Source organism: Segeticoccus rhizosphaerae (genome assembly GCF_005222685.1).
GTDB lineage: Bacteria > Actinomycetota > Actinomycetes > Actinomycetales > Dermatophilaceae > Segeticoccus > Segeticoccus rhizosphaerae.
In genome coordinates this window covers 55828-74578 of record NZ_SWMA01000004.1, presented here as the reverse complement: position 1 = coordinate 74578, position 18751 = coordinate 55828, and the positions used below count along the sequence as shown (strand labels likewise).

The following is an 18751-nucleotide window of genomic DNA, read 5'->3' as shown; positions in this document are numbered from 1 at the left end:
GGAGTCCATGATCTGGTACTCCTCGCCCGCATGACGAGATGACAACGATGGGGCCGACCGCTCCACTCAGCTCGGGGCGTGTTGCGCGGGAGCGGCTGCGGCTGCGGCGATCCGGCCGCAGGACGCGACACCCGGCTCAAGGGTGGAGCGCGTCGAACTCGGCGTCCGAGACCACCTCGTCGTCGGCATCGAGCCGCAGGTGCGCCAGCACGGTCTGCAGCACGCGCAGCGCGCTCGCGGCGCGCTCGCCCCAGGACGACAGGTAGCTGAACTGCCACCACCACAGGGCCTCGACGGTCCGGCCCTCCTGCAGGTGACGCAGCCCGTGCGACAGTGCTGCCGCGACGTCGGCGATGTCGTTGGACAGGGCGCCTTTGGTCATCTCCAGCGACGTGACCGGGTCGACCAGGTCGGCATACTCGTCGATCCCCTCGAACAGGTTGGCCAGTCCCTGCCGCAGCGGGTCGATGTCGTCGTCCGGGCCGGGGTCGGCCTCGAAGCGGTCCTCCGGCACGACGTCGGTGATCGCGCCCAGCCGCGCCCCGGTGACCAGGACCTGTGAGATGGCCAGCAGCAGCAGCGGGATCGCCGACTCCGGCTCGGAGCCCGAGGCGACCTCCCGGACGGCCACCAGGTAGCTGCGGGCCTCCGCGCCGGTCTCGTGCGCGAGGATCGTCAACTCGTCAGGCATCGAGCAACCTCCTGCCCTCGAAGGCTCGCCCGAGGGTGACCTCATCGGCATACTCCAGGTCTCCCCCGACGGGCAGGCCGGACGCCAGACGGGTGATCCGCAGGCCCATCGGGCGCAGCAACCGCGCGAGGTAGGTGGCGGTCGCCTCACCCTCGAGGTTGGGATCGGTGGCGATGATGACCTCGACGACCTCACCGTCGGCGAGCCGCGGCATCAGCTCCTTGATCCGCAGGTCGTCGGGCCCGATCCCCTCGATGGGGCTGATCGCTCCGCCGAGCACGTGGTAGCGGCCGCGGAACTCGCGGGTCCGCTCGATCGCGACGACGTCCTTGGGCTCCTCCACGACACACAGGTGCGAGGGGTCGCGGCGGGGGTCCAGGCAGATCCGGCACTGTTCCGCCTCGGCCACGTTGCCGCACGTGTCGCAGAAGCGGACCTTGTCCTTGACCTCGGTCAGCGAGGTGACCAGCCGCTGGACGTCCACCGGGTCGGCCTGCAGCAGGTGAAAGGCGATCCGCTGCGCGCTCTTAGGCCCGACGCCGGGCAACCGGCCGAGCTCGTCGATCAGGTCCTGGACCACACCTTCGTACACCCCCCGAGCCTATGCCCTCGGGCGGCTGCCAAGGATCCTGCGGGCGCACTTCCCGGTCCGTGCCGCCCGTGCCGCCCTTGCCGTGGCTCTGGTTCCCTGCCGCGAGTCAGGGGTCGGTGGGGTGCGAGTTGTACTGACCGGCCAGCTCCTGCCCGGACATCGCGTGGATCGCGGACATGACCTCGTCGGTGAGCTGGCGGCGCGCCCGACCGGTCGGCACACCCTCGAACCGGGAGCCCATGACGATCGGCTCGCCGAAGCGGACGGAGACCTTGCGGATGCGGGGGACCCGCGTGTCGCCGGGCTGGATGTGCTCGGTGCCGGCCAGGGCGACGGGGACGATCGGGGCACCCGACTTCATCGCCAGCCAGGCCACCCCGGTCCGGCCGCGGTAGAGGCGGCCGTCGCGGCTGCGCGTCCCCTCGGGGTAGATGCCGAAGCCCTCGCCGGTCGCCAGGATCTCCAGGGCACGGTCGAGGGAGGCTTGCGCCGAGCGCGTGTCGTCACGGTCGACCGGCACCATGCCGGTCGCGGTGAACCACCACTTGACCAGCAGTCCACGGACGCCCGGCCCGTGGAAGTAGTCGTCCTTTGCGAGGAAGACGACCCGGCGAGGGCAGACGAAGGGGATCACGGCGCTGTCGGCGAAGGCGAGGTGGTTGCTCGCGATGATGAAGGGCCCGTGCCTGGGGATGTTCTCCCGACCGGTCACCTTGGGCCGGTAGACGACCCGCGCCAGCGGAGCAAGGATCAGCTTGGCGAAGAGGTAGATCACGGGGCCTCCTCGGCTGATCATCGATCGCTCGGCTGGCGGTCCGCGGTCGGTGAGCGCGGAGGTGTGCGCACCCAAGATACGACCATGCCGGCGCGTGAGGCACCAGCCGTGTGTCGTGCGGACCGCCCTCATCACCGCCCACGCGCCCATCCCCGTCGGCCATCCGGCTGCCTCGCAGGGCCGCGCGCTGTCGACGCACGGCGAGCGAGCTCAGGCGCCCGAGGTGAGCAGCAGGCTGCGTTCGCGGGCCGCAGTGAGGGCGGAGGTGCGGTCGTGGGCGTCGAGCTTTCGGTACGCGCGTTCGAGGTGCTTGTGGACGGTCCGCGGAGAGACGAGGAGACGTGCGGCGATCCCCGCCGGGCTCAGGCCGTCGTCGAGCAGGTGAAGCACCAGGCTTTCGCGGTCGGTGAGTGCCGGGAGGAGCCGGGCGCGGGAGACGAGGCGCAGCTCACGCCACAGCTCGTGGCGTGAGATCGCTCCCAAGAGCGGCGCCAAGGCGGTGGCGACAGCGCGATCGTGGGGAGTGAAGTCGCGATCGAGCCTGCCCAGCACCCAGACCCGCGACTCGCGGGCCCCCGGAAGAATCGGCACCGGGATCGCCAGCTGGTAGTTCCGACCCCAGTCGGGACGCATCAGCGAACCGAGCTCGGAGGACAGCCAAGCGCGCTCACTGACCAGATCGGTGAGCGCGAACGGCCCCGCAGCACCCGGATGCGCGACGCTGTGCCGGATGCCCGGGTGAAGTGCGGCCGCCTGGGCGGTCGGCATGCGCGCGTTCGGGACCCGTGGCCACACATCGTCCGGGGCGATGGCCAAGGCCGTCGTCCAACCCCGCCACTCGTGCACGTAGTAGCCGGCCGCGTCCGCTCCAAAGGTGCGCACCAGCTCGTGGAGCGCGGACGGGACCAAGGGGCCACCCGGCGGTTCGCACAACGCCGCCACCGCAACATCGGAGATGGCCTGCGCCACTCGATCGACATGGTTCATGTCGACTCCTCGCGCCACTGCTGTTGGTCGAAATCTACTCCGACCCGGCGGGTTGTCCATCCACCTCGGAAACGGCTCGGCGACCGGCAGCCCCCTACGCAGGATGCGTACAGACGGATGCGGGGGTCCGCTCCTACCGTGAGCACGAGCGGTGCGGTCCGTGCAGCAGCGAGCCGTCGCGAGGGCCCGGCGACACATCGGAGCGGGGCCCGGCCGTCGGCCGCGCATCGAGAGGAGCGGTCGTGATGCGGCGCAATCGGATGGGTGTGACGGGCACCGGTGCCCACGTTCTCAACCGGGACTCGGTCGCCATGAACCCGGCAGCCACGGAGCATGAGCGCGACCAGCACACGGCCTCGTGGCTGGCCGTCGTCCGGGGCGCGGCCTACCTGTCGGCAGGAACGCTCGTGGCCACCACCGTGCTGTACCTGCTCGATGCGACCAACGTGCTGGACACTGCCCCCACGTTCCGGCGCTCCGGCCGAGGCCCGCTGGTGGACGAGGCGACGTTCTTCGCGGCGTTCTTCAACCACCAGCACGCCCTCTGGTGGGACATCGCCCTGCGTGACGTCCTTGGTCCGGTTGCCTTCCTCAGCCTCGCGTGCCTCGGGCTCGGTCTGGCCAACCTGTGGGGCTCCCGGCGACCCTCGATGCAGCTGACCGTCGCGCTGCTGTCCTTCGGGGCCGTGTTCAGCGCCATCAACAGCCTGCTGTACCTGGGCGAACTCAACTACTGGCGGTACGGCGGCTGGACGGCGACTCCGGCCGAGGGGATGCAGGCGATCGGTCGCTCCGCCGAGAGCATCGACCACCTCACCCAATACCCGGAGGCCTTCGGGTTCACTCTCGTGGCCATCGCGCTCATCGTGCTCACCCGGGCGGGCCGGGCGCATCTCAACCTCGCCACAGCCGCCCTGGGGTATGCCGCGGGGGCGTGCCTTCTCGGACTGGTCGCCTGCGCCGTGGGAAACCTGGACACGGGCTACGACCTGTTCGCCTTCGCCGCTGGCATCGTGGTCGGGCCGGCGTTCCTCATCGTTCTCGCGGGCACGATGCGGCCTCGCTCTGGCTAGGACCGGTCCTCGGCGTGCTCGCTGACCCACTGGGCCATCCCCGGCACGAGGAAGCGCAGCGCACGCCCCTCCGGGAAGATCGTGCCCTTCTTGATGAGGCGGTGCCGCAGGTAGGAGACCTGCGCCGGCGCCTTGCCGAGGGCACGCGCCACGTCGCCGCCGCCCGAGCCCTCCGGCAGCGAGGCGAGCGCGGCCAGGTAGTCCTGCTCCGCGAGAGCCGAGTCGTTCCAGCGTGCGGCGTAGAGCCCGGCGGACAAGTCCTTCGCGGCAGCGGTGACCGCGGCGGACGCGTGCTCTGCCGTGATCGTGCGCCGACCGTGCGACGCCCGCCACGCGTGGTGTCCCAGCACCTGCACGGCATACGGGTAGCCACCGGAGGCCTCGGCGAGCACGTCCGCGGCGGCCGCGCTCATCAGGCGGCCGGCTGCGAGCGCCGGTTCGGTGAGCGCCGCGATGGTGTCGGCCGGCGACAGGAGTCCGAGCTCGTGCCACTCGCCGCGCTCGAGGTAGGTGACCGACCGCCCCGGGTCGCGCAGGCTGGGCAGTCCGGCGGCGGCCACCACGAGCGGCCAGTCGTCGGGGACGTGCTGCTGCAGCGTCGAGGTGAGCTCGCCCAGCTCCGCGCGGTCGGCCAGCTGCAGCTCGTCGACGGTGAGGACCAGCCCGGCGTCGCAGGCGAGCGCGGCCTCCATCGCCTGCGCGAGTGACCGGTCGAGGCGCGCGGCGGGGCGCCGTGGTGGGCGCCGGCGCACGTCGACCTCGCCTCCGACGCCGAACACGTGGGCGGAGACCTTGCCGCCCGAGACGGTGGCGCGGCCGCGGTCCCGACGCGTGGTCTGGCGCAGCAGCGCGGTCGCCTCCTCCAGGCGCTCCACGAGGACGGGCACGAAGGAGGTCTGCGGGCTGACCTCGACGTGGACGGTCGGCCAGGAGCGCTCGGCGGCGAGCGACGAGATCTCCCCCAGCGACACGGTCTTGCCGACGCCGCGGGGGCCGACCAGGATCAGCGGCCGCGGGGTGCGACCGTCGAGGGCTGCCACCTCGAGCGCCTCCCTGGCCGCCGCCAGCACGGCGTCCCGGCCGACGAGGCGTGCCGGCGCCTGGTTGAAGCCGGGGCGGTAGGGGTTCTGCTGCCGGGCGGGCGAAGGCATGAGCAGATTATAGCGGCTATAGCAGAAAGAGGCCGTTTATAGCGCCCTATAGCAATGCGGGTTCGGCGGTCTCGAGCGGCTCCGATCTACCCGTTGCCGGATCCTCGACCTGGTGCCGGCCCGCCGTCAGGTGTCGAGCTCGGCGATGACCTTGCCGCCGAGCACGCTCTCGATCACCGGCTGGCCGACTCCCCCGGCATCCTCGATGTCCTCGTCGTCCTCGCTCACCTGGCTGTCGTCCACGCGCGCCTCGGGGCCGGAACGCCGGTCGCCGCCCTCTGTCGCGACGAGACGCAGGGCACGCTTCATCGGGCTCGACGCTGAGGCGGCAGGCTCCGCGGGCGCGGTGGAGTCGGCAGACGCTCGCGCCGTGGTCTGGTCGGCAGGCTCCCTCGGGGCGGTCGGCTCCGGCCGGGTTCCGCCCTGCGGGTCGCCCCGCGACTCCCCCGCCGGCTCACTGCGGGACTCGCGCCGGGACTCCTTCGCGGTCGGGGCGCCCGAACTGGCCTGGTCCGCACCGGCGTCCTGGCCGTCGCCGCCCTGGGCCCAGGCTGGCGGCGGTGTGCTGGCGGCGACCTCGCCCCAGTCACTGCGTTCCTGCCCGGCCCAATCTCCGGAGCCCGGGCTCAGCCCGGAGGCCTGCGCCGACGTGGTCCCTCTCCGCCCAGCAGCTCCCTGACCCTTCTGCGTCGGGGGGTCACCCGGAGCGGTCGTCGACCAATCCGGCCGCGAGCTGCCGGACGGGGGTGCCGTCGCCTCGGCGACGGACTCCCCCGGCGCAGCCTGTCCGGGGGTGGGCGGCTGCCCCTCGACGGTGGTGTCGAGGCCGAGGACCTCGATCAGGGCCTGGCGCACGATCTCGGCGTGCTGGCCCCGGCGGAACGTCTCGGCGATGCCCACCGTGCCGATGCCCAGCAGCAGTCGCTGGCCGTTGTAGTCGAGCACCTGCGCGTGCTGGCTGAGCAGGGTCCAGGTCACCCGCTTGATGCTGAAGATCTTGTCGAGGACGTCGGGCCACGAGCGACGGATCGCCTCGGTGTCGAGTCCTCCCGGCGCCGAGGCGGCGGGCCGGTCGTCCGCCGTGGGCGCACCTGGTCCGGGGTCCGCAACGGGCGCGGACGCCCCGGACCGCTGGTCGGGGGCCGGCCGCTCCTCGGGGGTGGAGCGCTCCACCGCAACCGGTCGCTCCACGGGAGCCGCTCGGCCGGGTTCTTCGGGCCAGTCGTGCTCGTCGCCGGAAGTGGACGACGCGGCCGCCTCCGAGGTCGGTGTCGAGGATGCGGACCCGGCCGGCACCGGAGCCGGTGTGGGTGCCTGGGCGGCCGGGCCGGCCGGGGGACGCTGGTGAGGCGGCTCGGCCGCCGCCGGTGGGCGGGCGCCCCCCATGTCGAGGCGACGTTCGAGGCGGTCGAGGCGCACGGCATACCCGCTCTCCCCCGCGGCGCCGGGCAGCAGCATCCGCGCGCAGATGAGCTCGAGCTGGAGCCGCGGCGCGGTGGCGCCGGTCATCTCGGTGAGGCCGGCGTTGACGATGTCGGCGGCGCGCGACAGCGAACCGGCTCCGAACGCGGCCGCCTGCTGGCGCATCCGCTCCAGCTGGTCCTCGGGGACGTTGCGCAGGACCGAGGAGGCACCGCCCTGCACCGCCGCGATGATGATCAGGTCTCGCAGCCGCTCAAGCAGGTCCTCGACGAAGCGGCGGGGGTCGTGGCCCGACTCGATCACCCGGTCGACCTGGCGGAAGACCGACCCACCGTCGCCTGCGGCCAGCGCGTCGATGGTGGCGTCGAGCAGCTCACCGTCGGTGAAGCCGAGCAGCGCGGCCGCGCCCTCGTAGGTCAGCCCGCGCTCGTCCGACCCCGCGATCAGCTGGTCGAGCACCGACAGGGAGTCGCGCACCGACCCGCCACCGGCGCGGACGACGAAGGACAGCACACCCGGCTCGACCGCGACACCCTCCGACTCACACAGCTGCTGGAGGTAGTCCTGCAACCGCGCGGGTGGCACCAGCCGGAACGGGTAGTGGTGGGTGCGCGAGCGGATGGTGCCGATGACCTTCTCGGGCTCGGTGGTCGCGAAGACGAACTTCACGTGCTCGGGCGGCTCCTCGACGATCTTGAGCAGCGCGTTGAAGCCCTGCGGCGTCACCATGTGCGCCTCGTCGATGATGTAGACCTTGTAGCGCGACTGAGCGGGCCCGTAGGACGCGCGCTCGCGCAGGTCGCGTGCATCGTCCACGCCGCCGTGGCTGGCCGCGTCGATCTCGATGACGTCCACGGAACCGGTGCCTCCGCGGGCGAGGGCGACGCAGGACTCGCACGTGCCGCACGGCTCGGGAGTCGGCCCCTGCTCGCAGTTGAGGCAGCGCGCGAGGATGCGGGCGCTCGTGGTCTTGCCGCAGCCGCGAGGACCGCTGAACAGGTAGGCGTGGCCCACCCGGCCGGTGCGCAGGGCCTGCATCAGCGGCTCGGTGACGTGCTCCTGGCCGATGACGTCGGCGAAGGTCTCGGGCCGGTAGCGGCGGTACAGCGCGGTGGTCACAGCACGACAGTAGTCGGCCCTGGGGACACCCCGGCAGGCCCTGTGGGCGACACTTGGCCTGTGGCAACGATCCGCGCGACCGACGTGAGCAAGCTGCTGGGCGAGACGATGCTACTCACCCCGGTCGACCTCGAGGCGCGCCCCGGCGAGTGCCTCGTGCTGCGCGGGCCGAACGGCAGCGGCAAGACCACCCTGCTGCGGATCCTGGCCGGCACCCTGCCCGCGACGACCGGTGAGGCGCAGCTCGACGGGCACGCACTGGACGAGCGCACCCCGCACACCCGCTCGCAGGTCGCGGCGCTGCTCGGGCCCTCGACCACCTACCGCGACCTCACCCTCGGCGACCACCTGGTCCTCATCGACTCCACCTGGGGCGGCGAACCGGGCGACGCGTGGGCGCGGGCGGAGGCGATGCTCGAGCTACTCGAGATCGGCCACCTCGCGAAGCGCTTCCCGCACGAGCTCTCGTCCGGTCAGCAGCAGCTCTTCCAGCTGGCGCTGGTGCTCTTCCGCCCGGCGACGGTGCTGTTGCTCGACGAGCCGGAACAGCGGTTGGACACCCACAAGCGCGACCTGCTCACCCGCGTCCTGGCCGCGCGCAAGGACGCCGGCGACACCTTGGTCATCGCCTGCCACGATCCGGTGATGACCGACGTGCTGGCTGACGCCGTGCTCGACCTCGGGGAGGAGTGATCGCGCTCCCGGACGCCGCCGAGGGCCGGGCACGCCTGGACCGCGCCCGAGACGTGATCTTCGGCGAGCACGAGGACCAGTCGGGCAGCAACGCGGTGTATGCCGTCTACGTCGCCGTCATCGCCGGCGCCACCTACGGCGTCCCGGCGGTGCACGCGCTGCTGACGTTCGTGGACCCGGGGTGGTTCGCGGCCCACGTCACGCCGGTGGCGGGTGGCCTGGTCGCGGGCGGCACGCTGGTGGCGCTGCTCCTCCTCGTCTTCTGGCTGGGACGCGTCCGCGGGCCGGTGGTGCCGGCGTTGCCCTATCTCGACCTCGTGGCGACGAGCTCGATCGACCGCTCGACCAGTCTCGCGAAACCGTGGCGGCTCAGCCTCTTCGGCACGGTGGCCGGTGGAGCGGTCCTGGGTCTGGTGGTCAGCGTCGCCATGCTCGCCGCCGACCTCGCCGGCCCGGCCTCGCTGGTCATCGGGTTGGTCGGCGGGGCCGCGTTCGGCCTCCTCGTGGCGCGGTCGTGGCTGTGGGGGCAGGTGCGGTCCTGGCCCACCGGGCGCCGCGGCCCGTCGACCTTGCTGGCCGCACGAACCTCCTTGCGGCAGCTGCACATCAGCGGTCTGCGGGAACAGGCTGCCAGCTCGGTCGCCAATGGTGGTTCGGTCCTCGCGGGTGACCTGCGGGCGGTCCGCCTGAACATCGCCGCACGGTCGGCGCGTGCGCCCCGGGCCCGGGGCGTCCGGCTGCGCCCGGGTGGTCCGACCGCCGTGGTGGTGCGGCGCGACCTGCTGGGCCTCCGGCGCGCACCCCGCGCGATCGTGCCCGGCGTCCTGGCCTGCGCGGTCGGCGTCGCCGCCCTGGCCGCGACCGTGGACCACCCGGGAGCACCCAGTCTGCTCGCGTTGCTGAGCTCGGTCGTCGCCTACCTCGGCTTCGGCGTCTTCGCGGAGGGGCTGCGGATGCAGGCGGACAACGTCGGCACGGTGCCGCTGCTGGGCATCGACCCGCAGCGCGAGGCGCTGGCCCACCTCGTCGTCCCCGTGACGATGTATGCCGCCACGACCGTGGTCGTCGGCGTCGCCCTCGTCGTCGGCGCGGGCGTGCAGGTCGCCGCGGTGGTCTGGGCCTTGCTGGCGGCAGGGGTGTTGGCGGGAGGCCACCTCCTCGCGGCCTTCCGCGGTCGGGCTCCGTCCGCCACCCTGCACCGGCAGGCCGGCGTGCCGGTGCTCATCCTCTGGCTGCTCTACCCCCTGCTGGCCGTGGCGATCGCCGTGACCGCGGCGACCGCCGTCACGCACCGGTCCAGCGTCGGCGGCGGCTCGTTCGCGCTGGTGCTGGCGTTCGCGTTCGCGCTGGTGTCCTTCGGCCGCAGCCGGGTGCGCTCCCTCACCGAGGCGCATCGAGGCTGAGCCGGCCGCGCGGGCTGCCGGTGCTCTCCCGGCACGAGAGGACCCCCCGCGCACCTGGAAGAGCTCACCTGCCCTTGCTGCATTCCTGCCCTGGGGGAGTTCGGAGAGGTACCACCACGCGGGGGGCCGGCTCACACTCTAGAGCAGGCTCGGCCGGAGACGAAAACCGTGGCTGCCCACCGATTGGGTACTGGCCCGCACCCTCGGGTAACCTCGCCCGCGGAGGATTCGCATAGTGGCCTAGTGCGCACGCTTGGAAAGCGTGTTGAGTGAAAGCTCTCAGGGGTTCGAATCCCCTATCCTCCGCCAGACGCACCGAGGGACCCCACATGCTTTTCGTGGGGTCCTCATGCTTTTCGTGGGGTCCTCCTTGCGTCTGGCTGGATCCCCGGATTCGGGAGGAGGAGCGGAGCGACGACGGCTCCCCTATCCTCCGCCAGACGCACCGAGGGACCCCCACACGCGCCGTGTGGGGGTCCCTCTGCGGTCGGACTTGTCGTCAGGCCGGCATGGCGCCGAGCTCCTCCTCCTCGATCTCGGCCTCGCGCCGGGACTCGGCGATGTGCTCCTCGACCTCCGCGGGAGTGAGCCGCACCCGGTAGGCGATGTAGTAGATGACCGCGGAGAAGACCACGAGCACCGGGATCGCGTCCGCGAAGTGCAGCCATCCCTTGCCGCCGTAGTCGCTCATCCAGGACCACAGCGCCAGACCACCGAGCCAGGGGAGGTACCACGCGGCACCGGCGGTCCAGTTCCAGTCGGGCTCCTCCTGTCCGCGGGCCCGGTTGACCAGCATCATCACGCCGAGCAGCACGAAGCCGAGGATCACGGCGAGGAACAGCTTGTAGTTGGTCTCCCAACCCGTCCAGTAGACGATCAGGTTGGACGACAGGAAGCCGAGGAACGGGATGACGTGCCCGCCGGGCAGGCGGAACGGACGCTCCTGGTCGGGGATCTGCCGCCTCATGGCCGCGAGCACGAGTGGGCCGGACCCGAACGACAGCACCGTCGCCGAGGTGATGAACCCGACCAGCTGCTGCCAGCTCGGGAACGGCAGGAAGAGGATCAGACCCACCACGAAGCTGACCAGCATGCTGACCAGCGGGACACCGCGGTTGGTCGTCTTCGCCAGCGATCGGGGAGCGTTGCCGTTGCGTCCCATCGCGTAGGAGATCCGGGAGGTGACGGTGATGTAGATGAGACCCGTGTCGGCCGGGGAGATGATCGCGTCGATGTAGAGCAGCACGGCCAGCCACCCGAGACCGAGGATGGTCGCCATCGCCGCGAGCGGACCGAAGTCGTCGGCGAAGCTCAGCTTGGACCAGCCGTCCGCCAGGTCGCTCGGGTTGAGGCTGCCGATGAACGCGACCTGCAGCAGGACGTAGATGATGCCCGTGATGACGACCGACCCGATGACCGCGAGCGGCACGTTCTTGCGTGGGTTGTCGGTCTCACCCGCGAGCTCGATGCCCTGCCGGAACCCCAGGTAGGAGAACACGACTCCGGAGGTGGCGATGGCGGTGAAGACACCGTGCCAGCCGGCCGGCATGAAGCCCTGCGAGGTGAAGTTGTCGGTGTTGAACTCGGTGAACAGGAAGGCGAGGATCACCAGGATGATGATGAACAGCTTCCACCACACCAACACGTTGTTGACCCGGGCAAACCACCGGATGCCGACGTAGTTGATGACCACGAAGACCGCCATGGCGATCACCGCGACGACCAGGCCGAGGGCCGTCAGCGTGTGTGCGGTGCCGCCCGAGAGCTCGTGCGCCTCGGTGAACGGTGCGTACTTCGTGGCGTACTGGAGCGCACCCTCGACCTCGATCGGCGCCACGCTCATGCACGCGACCCAGGTGATCCAACCGGTGGTGTAGCTCGCGAACGAGCCGTAGGACATGTGCGGGAAGCGCACGACTCCGCCGGACAGCGGGAACATCGTGCCGAGCTCGGCGTAGCAGAGGCCGATGAACAGGATCATGATGGCGCCGATGGCCCAGGAGAAGATCGCGGCCGGGCCGGCGGTCTGCGAGGCGTTCAGGGCGCCGAACAGCCACCCCGATCCGATGATCGAACCGACGCTGGCGAAGAGCAGTCCCACGCGTCCGATGTGTCTTCGGAGATCGTGCCCGCCGGAGCCAGCCTCGCCCCGTGGTTCTGTCTGTGTCGCCATGGCGTCTCCTTCACTCTGTTACGTGATGCAGCACAAATGAGCGTTGCTCAACGTACGCCCGTGCGCACACGCGATTTCGCACCTCGCCCCCGCGTGTCTTTCCGGGTTCGCGCCTCGGCGGTCACCGCAGGGGACGGCTCAGCAGCCCGCCGGCTCCCCCGTCGTGGCGTCGTGGCCCTTCATCGCCTCCGCGACCGAGCCTCGGTGCTCCTCGAGCAGCACCCGGGCCTCGGCGGCGGTGATCTCGGCCAGGAGCGAGAGCAGCGCCGGCTTGAGCTCCCCGTCGGCCGCCTGGAGCGCCTCGCGCGCCGACGCCTCGTCCACTCCGCTGGCCTCGCGCAGGATCCGCAGCACACGACCACGCAGCTTGGCGTTGGTCGCGACCACGTCGACCATGAGGTTGGACCAGGTCCTGCCGAGGCGGACCATCACGGCCGTCGAGTAGCTGTTGAGCAGGAGCTTCTGTGCGGTGCCGGCCTTGAGCCGGGTGGAGCCGGTGATGACCTCCGGACCGGTGTCGGCGGCGAGCAGGTAGTCCGCGAGCGGCGCGAGTTGCGCCTGCGGGTTGGCGGTCAGCAGCAGGGTGAGCGCGCCGTTGGCACGAGCCGTCTGCAATGCCCCCCGCACGTAGGGCGTCCGACCGGAGGCGGTGAGCCCGACGGCGACGTCTGCCGCCATGACCAGGGCGGCCTCGCTGGCCCCGGATCCCTCGTCGTCCTCGACGTTCTCGACGGCCTCCACGAGCGCCTCGGCGCCGCCGGCGTGGTGGGCGACGAAGAGCCCCTCCGGAGCGTTGAAGGTCGGCCTGAGCTCGGCCGCGTCGATGACGGCCAGCCGACCCGACGTGCCCGCGCCGAAGTAGTGGACCGAGCCCCCGGCCCGGATCCGGGCCACGGTCTCTTCCACGGCCTCCGCGAGCACTGGTAGGACGGCGCCGACCGCCGGGGCCACCGTTGCGTCCTCGCGGTTGAGCACTGTGAGGAGCTCCAGGGTGGACATCGAGTCGATCCGGCGCGTGTCCGGGTGCCGCTCCTCGGTCGGCGCACTGACCGAGACCTCGGGGGCTGGGTCAGGAGTCACCGGGCCGATGTTAGTTTCCCCCGTTGATCCGGTCAACGAGGTCAACGATTCACGACTTGAGGTGCATCAGGACCCACCGTCGTCCACCTGGTGTGAGGCGACCGCGTCCCTGGTGGTCCGCACCGCCCGCGTCGCCGAGCTGAGGTCGGTCCGGGCGACCGACACGTAGAGGCAGTCGACGACGGTCAGTGCGGCGATCCGGCTCGCCGTGGCGCCCGACCGCAGTGGGGTCTCGCGCGCGGCCGTGGTCAGCAGCAGGTCCGCTGCCTGTGCCAGCGGAGACAGGGGGAAGTTGGTGATCGCCACCGTCGTGGCCCCACGCTCCTTCGCCAGCGCAAGGGACTCGTTGGTCTCACGGGTCGCGCCACTGTGCGACACACCGATCGCGACGTCCCGCTCGGTCAACAGCGCGGCACTGGTCAGCGCGATGTGCGGGTCGTTCCACGCGAAGGCCAGGCACCCGATGCGGTGCAGCTTCTGCTGCAGGTCGAGGCCGACCACGGCGCTGGCACCGACTCCGTAGATGTCGACCCTCCCGCAGACGGCGATCGCCTGGGCGGCCGCGGTGAGCGCCTCGCGGTCGAGCTGCAGGGCCGTCTCCTCGACCGCGCTGGCATCGTTGAACGCGATCTTGCGGATGACGTCGTCGACGCTGTCCTCGGCGTTGATGTCGCTGACGGCGGTGGGCAGGCTGCGCGGTTGGGCCGACTCCTCAGCCAGTCCGAGCCGCAGGCGGGGATAGCCGGGCAGGCCGAGCCGCTTGCAGAACCGCAGGACGGTCGTCTCCGAGGTGTCCGCGGCCCCGGCGAGCTGGCTGATCGTGAGGCCGGCCGCGGCCCGGGGGTCGGCCAGGACCTTGTCGGCCACCCTGCCCTCGGCGCTGGAGAGGGTGGGCCGCAGCGCCCGGATCTGCACCAGGAGGGACGGCTGGCCACCGTTCGTCCGCACGCCATCTTCGCCGCCGCTCATGGCAGGCACGGTAGCGCCCTTCATCGCCTCCGGCGTGCGGTACCGAACAGACTGCGCGTGATCTCTCGCCCGATGACGGTGCCCGCCGAGCGCAGGACCGACCGGAAGGCACTGGAGTGGATCACCTTTTCGACCGTGGAGGGCTCGGGCTCCTTGCCGGTCGCCGCCGGGGTGGTCGCCGGCGCGGAGGCACCGTCGTCCACCGGCGCCTTCTCGAGCCTGGCCTGCAGCTTCTCGTAGGCCGACTCGCGATCCAGCGCCTCGGCATACTTCGCCTTCAGCGGCGACGCGTCGATGGCCGCCCGCACCACCTGGTCCGGGGAGGGCGCCATCAGCGATTCCGGCGCGCGCATCCTCGTCCAGGCCACGGGTGTCGGCGCCCCGCGCTCGGACAACACGGTGATGACCGCCTCGCCCGTGCCCAGCTGGGTCAGCAGCTCATCCAGGTCGTAGGCGCTGTGCGGGAAGGTCGAGACGGTGGCCTTGAGCGCCTTCGCGTCCTCCGGGGTGAAGGCGCGCAGCGCGTGCTGGACGCGGTTGCCCAGCTGGGCGAGCACCCCGGACGGGACGTCCTTGGGCGTCTGGGTGACGAAGAAGACGCCGACCCCCTTGGACCGGATCAGGCGGACGGTCTGCTCGATCGCGTCGAGAAAGGCGTCGGACGCGTCGTCGAAGAGCAGGTGCGCCTCGTCGAAGAAGAAGACCAGCTTGGGCTTGTCGACGTCGCCGACCTCGGGCAGGTCGTGGTAGAGGTCGGCGAGCATCCACATCAGGAACGTCGAGAAGAGAGCCGGCCGGTCCTGCACCTCGGGCAGCTCGAGGCAGGTCACGATCCCGCGCCCGTCCTCCGCCGAACGCATCAGGTCGGCGGTGTCGAACTCCGGCTCGCCGAAGAACACGTCGGCGCCCTTGTCGGAGAAGGCGATCAGCTCGCGCAGGATCACACCGGCGGTGGATGACGACAGACCTCCGAGCGCCTTGAGCTCGTCCTTGCCCTCGTCGGAGGTGAGGTACTGGATGACCGCGCGCAGGTCCTTCAGGTCCAGCAGCGGCAGCCCGAACTTGTCGGCGAAGTGGAAGACGAGGCCCAGGCTCGACTCCTGGGTCGAGTTGAGTCCGAGCACCTTGGACAGCAGGGTCGGCCCGAACGAGGTCACCGTCGCGCGGATCGGTGTGCCGTGCCCCAGCCCACCGAGCGAGAGGAACTCGACGGGGTATGCCGTGCCCTTCCACTCCTGCCCGACGTCAGTCGCGCGGGAGGTGATCTTGTCGTTGCTCTCTGCGGCGGACGCCATACCGGACAGGTCACCTTTGATGTCGGCCAGGAACACCGGGACCCCTTGCCCGGAGAGCTGCTCGGCCATGACCTGCAGGGTCTTGGTCTTGCCCGTGCCCGTCGCGCCGGCCACCAGACCGTGCCGGCTGAGGACGGCGAGCGGGACCCGCACGGGCACGTCGGGATGGGACGTGCCGTCCACCACCGCGGCACCGAAGTCGAGGGCCGGACCCTCGAAGGTGTATCCGGTCCGGATCGCGGACAGGGTGCCCTCGTCAGTGTTCGATTCGCTCACGCAGGGCACTCTAGTCGCGCCACTCACCGGCATCCTGCCTACACTGCGCGCGTGATCTTCAAGGCCGCGGGCGACCGACGCCCCTATCCCGACCACGGCTTGGACAGCCCGCGCGACTGGGCCCACCTGGCCCCGCGGATGATCCGGCTGGACGAGCTCGTGACCACCAAGAGCACGCTCGACCTCGAGACGCTGCTCACGACCGACTCGACCTTCTTCGGCGACATCTTCGCCCACGTGGTGGGCTGGCAAGGCACGCTCTACCTCGAGGACGGGCTGCACCGGGCACTACGCGCCGCGCTGCAGCAGCGACCTGTCCTGCACGCGCGCCTGCTGGTGCTTGACTAGTGCTGGACCGACCACCGATGAGGGGAACCCGGGGATGAGCTACGTGAAGGAGTCGGCCGCCGGCGCCGCGCGCCGCCGGAGGCGCCGTCGCTCCGCGGTGGTCCTGACCCTCTGCGTCCTGCTGCTGCTCGGTGCCTTCGGGTATGCCGTGGCCTACTACCAGCGCTGGATCGGCAGCGAGGCCTCCGCCACCCCGCAGTGCACCACCGCTCCCCTCTCCCCCGTGAAGGACCCGCTCGCTCCCGAGAACATCCGGGTCAACGTCTACAACTCCACGAAGCGGTCCGGCCTGGCCGGTGACACGGCGCGTGATCTGCGCGACCGCGACTTCGACGTCGACGTCGTGAGCAACGACCCGCTGCACCAGGACGTCCGGGGCCCGGCCGTCATCCGCCACGGCAAGGCCGGGGTGAAGCAGGCGAAGGTGCTGGCGCGGCAGCTCAAGGGCGCCAAACTGGTCCTCGACGCCCGCACCGACAGCTCGGTGGACCTGGTGCTCGGCCAGAAGTACACCAAGCTCGGCCCCGCACCCAAGGCGACGGAGCCGAGCAACGATACGGCCACGACCTCGGGCTGCTGAGCCGGCGCGGCGGGGCCGAGCAGCAACGAGAGCCGCGACCCGGCCGCGCGCACGTTCTGTGACCGGGCCGATACCACTTCGTTGCCTGTCGCTCATGCGAAATGACTTCGTGGGAGAGATGATGGTGCGTGGACAGACCGCTGGTACAGGGGCAGGTGGATCGTGGCTGAAGCAGGCGAGTTCGAGGAGGGGCCAGTGCCTCGCCGCGGGAGGATTCGGCATGGCCTGACCCTGGTCCTCGTGGCGGCGCTGTTGGGGGGTGGCTTCTACGGCGCCTACAACCGGGTGTGGGGCAGCGAGAAGAAGCCGGTCGTCCAGCCGGCCTGCACACCGGTCACGCCCACGCCGCCACCCACGGTCAAGGCCGGCCTCGTCTACGTCAACGTCTTCAACGCCAGCGACCGGGCCGGGCTGGCCGACGAGACCGCACGGCTGCTCGAGCACCGGGGCTTCCACGTGATCTCGGTCAAGAACGACCCCGTGCCGCGCTCCGTCCAGGGCGTTGGTGAGGTGCGCTACGGACCGAACGGCGTCACCGTGGCCAACACGATCGCGGCCCAGGTGGACGGGGTGAAGCTGGTCGAGGACAACCGGGCCGACCCGTCGGTGGACCTGTCCCTCGGTCCGAAGTTCCAGCACCTGAACCCGCTCCCCCCGGCCAAACCCGGCAGCTTCACGCTCAACGTCTACAACACGACGTGGAAGCCCGGGCTGGCCGGCGACACCGCCGCGGCCCTCAAGAAGCGCGGCTTCCGCATCGGCGTGGTCGGCAACGACCCGCAGAAGTCGTTCATCACCACGGTCGGTGTGCTCCGGTTCGGCGAGTTCGGCAAGCCGGCCGCGGGGCGGGTGGCGCTGCAGATCAAGGGTCTGAAGCTGGTCGAGGACAACCGCAAGAACAGCTCAGTGGACCTCGTGCTCGGCACCAAGTTCGACAGCTTCGTGCCCAAGGCGCAGGCCACGGTGCCGCCGAAGCCCACCCCCACCCCCACGCGGGAGTCCCGGGCCGGCTGCACCCCCTGAACCGTGGCACGGGCCACGTCAGCCCGAGCGGTCAACCCGTGCTGAGCAGTCAACTTGTGGCAGGGCGCGCGCGGGCGATCAGCGCCCGGGCGATCTGCTCCGCGGCGCCACCGAGGTCGGGTCGCGCACCACCGAACCGTCGGCTGTTGGCGTCGTGCAGCAGCAGGGCCACGAAGGTGTCCGCGGCCTGCCGGCGTCGCGTGCGGTCCAGCCGGCGGGGGCTGGAGGCGTCCAGCGCCTTCTCGGTGAGCTCGATCAGGCCCTGGTGCAGGGTTCGTAGGTGGCCACCGACCTCGGCATGGGTGCTGGCCTCGCGGAAGAGGATCGTGCGCAGCACGGTCGACTCGTGCCCGCCGAGGTTGAGCCGGTCGGCGAGCCGGACGAGGCTCCCACGCACGTCGCCCCGCACGGCTATCCCCGCGAGGTCACACAGCGGGTGTGGTGGCAGCCGTTCGGCCAGCAGCGCCAGGAGCAGATCCTGCTTGCGGGGGAAGTAGTAGAAGAGCAGACCCTTGGCCACGGACGCCTCGGTCGCGACCCGGGCGGTCGGTGTGGCGTCGAAACCGTCACGGGCGAAGAGCCGCTCGGCCGCGTCGAGGATGCGGGCACGGGTCGCCGAGTCCCCCCGCCTGGCGGCGGGAGGACGGCGGGCGGCCTGGTCGCGTCGCATCAGTGCGTGGCGACCGCCTTGTGGTGCACCCGGCGCGTGATCTGCAGGTCCGAGGCTCCGATCAGGAAGGTGACCACTCCGACGACCCAGGCCGTCCAGGCCATCGGCATGACCTCGGCCCGGAAGGTCAGGACCCAGGGTGCGATGAAGAACAACACGCCGAGGACGACGAGCAGTCCTTCGGTCGCCATCAGGTCGGGCTTGACGATCTCGGTCAGGGCCGCGAGGGCGGTGATGATGCCGAGCACGATCATCGTGGCCGTGGCCTTGCCCACGGTCGGTGTCCAGATGGGTGACAGGAAGGCGTAGATCCCGACGAGCAGGGCCAAGCCGTCTTGTGGGTGAATTCCGCGACGCATTGTCACGCGCCACCTCTCGTGTTGATGGCCCGTCGTTCCCATGGGCGGGCCGACACTTCAGTATCCGCCTTG

General features: G+C 71.0%; 18 protein-coding genes, 1 tRNA gene and 1 other RNA gene. 7 read left to right on the top strand and 13 right to left on the bottom strand.

The features are described from left to right. Positions 1 to 136: 136 nt before the first annotated feature. The 4 genes from FCN22_RS04515 to FCN22_RS04500 all read right to left on the bottom strand — a co-directional run bounded on the left by FCN22_RS04515 (position 137) and on the right by FCN22_RS04500 (position 3045). The gene (locus tag FCN22_RS04515; RefSeq protein WP_137120347.1) at positions 137 to 691 is read right to left on the bottom strand and encodes a DUF5063 domain-containing protein; all 555 of its coding nucleotides are present in this window, start codon (positions 689 to 691) and stop codon (positions 137 to 139) included. Beyond that, positions 684 to 1283: a recombination mediator RecR gene (gene recR / locus FCN22_RS04510; protein ID WP_137120346.1), complete on the bottom strand. Its 600-nt coding sequence runs from the start codon at positions 1281 to 1283 to the stop codon at positions 684 to 686. The genes FCN22_RS04515 and recR overlap by 8 nt, the downstream gene beginning before the upstream one ends. Before the next feature lie 106 nt (positions 1284 to 1389). Continuing rightward, a complete protein-coding gene (locus FCN22_RS04505; protein WP_238384518.1) occupies positions 1390 to 2058 on the bottom strand; it encodes a lysophospholipid acyltransferase family protein in 669 nt (222 codons plus the stop codon). Positions 2059 to 2268: 210 nt separating this feature from the next. After that, positions 2269 to 3045, bottom strand: a complete 777-nt coding sequence (locus FCN22_RS04500; protein ID WP_162308134.1) for a helix-turn-helix transcriptional regulator — start codon at positions 3043 to 3045, stop codon at positions 2269 to 2271. A 242-nt stretch (positions 3046 to 3287) separates the two neighbouring features. Here FCN22_RS04500 and FCN22_RS04495 point away from each other — a divergent pair, with 242 nt between their 5' ends. Continuing rightward, positions 3288 to 4118 carry a hypothetical protein gene (locus FCN22_RS04495; RefSeq protein ID WP_137120344.1) on the top strand — a complete coding sequence of 277 codons (831 nt, stop codon included), beginning with the start codon at positions 3288 to 3290 and terminating at the stop codon, positions 4116 to 4118. Here the strand turns inward: FCN22_RS04495 and FCN22_RS04490 are convergent. Continuing rightward, the gene (locus FCN22_RS04490; RefSeq protein ID WP_137120343.1) at positions 4115 to 5269 is read right to left on the bottom strand and encodes an ATP-binding protein; all 1155 of its coding nucleotides are present in this window, start codon (positions 5267 to 5269) and stop codon (positions 4115 to 4117) included. The two genes, FCN22_RS04495 and FCN22_RS04490, sit on opposite strands and share 4 nt — an antisense overlap. A gap of 126 nt (positions 5270 to 5395) precedes the next feature. Beyond that, entirely contained in the window at positions 5396 to 7810 is a 2415-nt protein-coding gene (locus tag FCN22_RS04485) for a DNA polymerase III subunit gamma and tau (protein ID WP_137120342.1), read from the bottom strand. A 60-nt stretch (positions 7811 to 7870) separates the two neighbouring features. Between FCN22_RS04485 and FCN22_RS04480 the strand changes: the two genes are divergently transcribed. Both FCN22_RS04480 and FCN22_RS04475 read left to right on the top strand, forming a co-directional pair. Further along, positions 7871 to 8503 carry an ABC transporter ATP-binding protein gene (locus FCN22_RS04480; protein ID WP_238384517.1) on the top strand — a complete coding sequence of 211 codons (633 nt, stop codon included), beginning with the start codon at positions 7871 to 7873 and terminating at the stop codon, positions 8501 to 8503. Further along, complete coding sequence (locus FCN22_RS04475) at positions 8500 to 9906, top strand: hypothetical protein (protein WP_137120341.1); 1407 nt, start codon at positions 8500 to 8502, stop codon at positions 9904 to 9906. Before FCN22_RS04480 ends, FCN22_RS04475 begins: the two co-directional genes overlap by 4 nt. Before the next feature lie 34 nt (positions 9907 to 9940). On the opposite strand, the gene ffs is transcribed toward FCN22_RS04475, so the two are convergent. Then, positions 9941 to 10037: signal recognition particle sRNA small type (gene ffs / locus FCN22_RS04470), an RNA gene on the bottom strand. Between the two features lie 90 nt (positions 10038 to 10127). Between ffs and FCN22_RS04465 the strand changes: the two genes are divergently transcribed. Then, positions 10128 to 10215: transfer RNA gene (locus FCN22_RS04465), tRNA-Ser, on the top strand. 190 nt (positions 10216 to 10405) lie between these two features. On the opposite strand, the gene FCN22_RS04460 is transcribed toward FCN22_RS04465, so the two are convergent. The 4 genes from FCN22_RS04460 to FCN22_RS04445 form a co-directional block, all read right to left on the bottom strand. Further along, positions 10406 to 12079 carry an APC family permease gene (locus FCN22_RS04460; RefSeq protein WP_137120340.1) on the bottom strand — a complete coding sequence of 558 codons (1674 nt, stop codon included), beginning with the start codon at positions 12077 to 12079 and terminating at the stop codon, positions 10406 to 10408. Positions 12080 to 12217: 138 nt separating this feature from the next. After that, positions 12218 to 13159 (bottom strand): N-acetylmuramic acid 6-phosphate etherase, encoded by a 942-nt coding sequence (locus FCN22_RS04455; protein ID WP_238384516.1) that lies wholly within the window; start codon positions 13157 to 13159, stop codon positions 12218 to 12220. A 66-nt stretch (positions 13160 to 13225) separates the two neighbouring features. After that, positions 13226 to 14128, bottom strand: coding sequence for a MurR/RpiR family transcriptional regulator (locus FCN22_RS04450; RefSeq protein WP_137120339.1), 903 nt, complete (start codon positions 14126 to 14128; stop codon positions 13226 to 13228). Between the two features lie 20 nt (positions 14129 to 14148). Continuing rightward, entirely contained in the window at positions 14149 to 15732 is a 1584-nt protein-coding gene (locus tag FCN22_RS04445; protein WP_137120338.1) for a helicase HerA-like domain-containing protein, read from the bottom strand. A gap of 18 nt (positions 15733 to 15750) precedes the next feature. On the opposite strand from FCN22_RS04445, the gene FCN22_RS04440 reads away from it, so the two are divergent. The 3 genes from FCN22_RS04440 (at position 15751) to FCN22_RS04430 (ending at position 17650) form a co-directional block, all read left to right on the top strand. Beyond that, entirely contained in the window at positions 15751 to 16047 is a 297-nt protein-coding gene (locus FCN22_RS04440) for a type II toxin-antitoxin system VapB family antitoxin (RefSeq protein WP_137120337.1), read from the top strand. 34 nt (positions 16048 to 16081) lie between these two features. Beyond that, positions 16082 to 16627, top strand: a complete 546-nt coding sequence (locus FCN22_RS04435; RefSeq protein ID WP_137120336.1) for a LytR C-terminal domain-containing protein — start codon at positions 16082 to 16084, stop codon at positions 16625 to 16627. Between the two features lie 162 nt (positions 16628 to 16789). Beyond that, positions 16790 to 17650, top strand: a complete 861-nt coding sequence (locus FCN22_RS04430; protein ID WP_137120335.1) for a LytR C-terminal domain-containing protein — start codon at positions 16790 to 16792, stop codon at positions 17648 to 17650. A 49-nt stretch (positions 17651 to 17699) separates the two neighbouring features. Here FCN22_RS04430 and FCN22_RS04425 read toward each other — a convergent pair whose 3' ends face one another. Continuing rightward, a complete protein-coding gene (locus FCN22_RS04425) occupies positions 17700 to 18320 on the bottom strand; it encodes a TetR/AcrR family transcriptional regulator (RefSeq protein ID WP_137120334.1) in 621 nt (206 codons plus the stop codon). Next, positions 18320 to 18679 carry an SPW repeat domain-containing protein gene (locus FCN22_RS04420; RefSeq protein WP_162308133.1) on the bottom strand — a complete coding sequence of 120 codons (360 nt, stop codon included), beginning with the start codon at positions 18677 to 18679 and terminating at the stop codon, positions 18320 to 18322. The genes FCN22_RS04425 and FCN22_RS04420 overlap by 1 nt, the downstream gene beginning before the upstream one ends. Between the last annotated feature and the right edge of the window lie 72 nt (positions 18680 to 18751).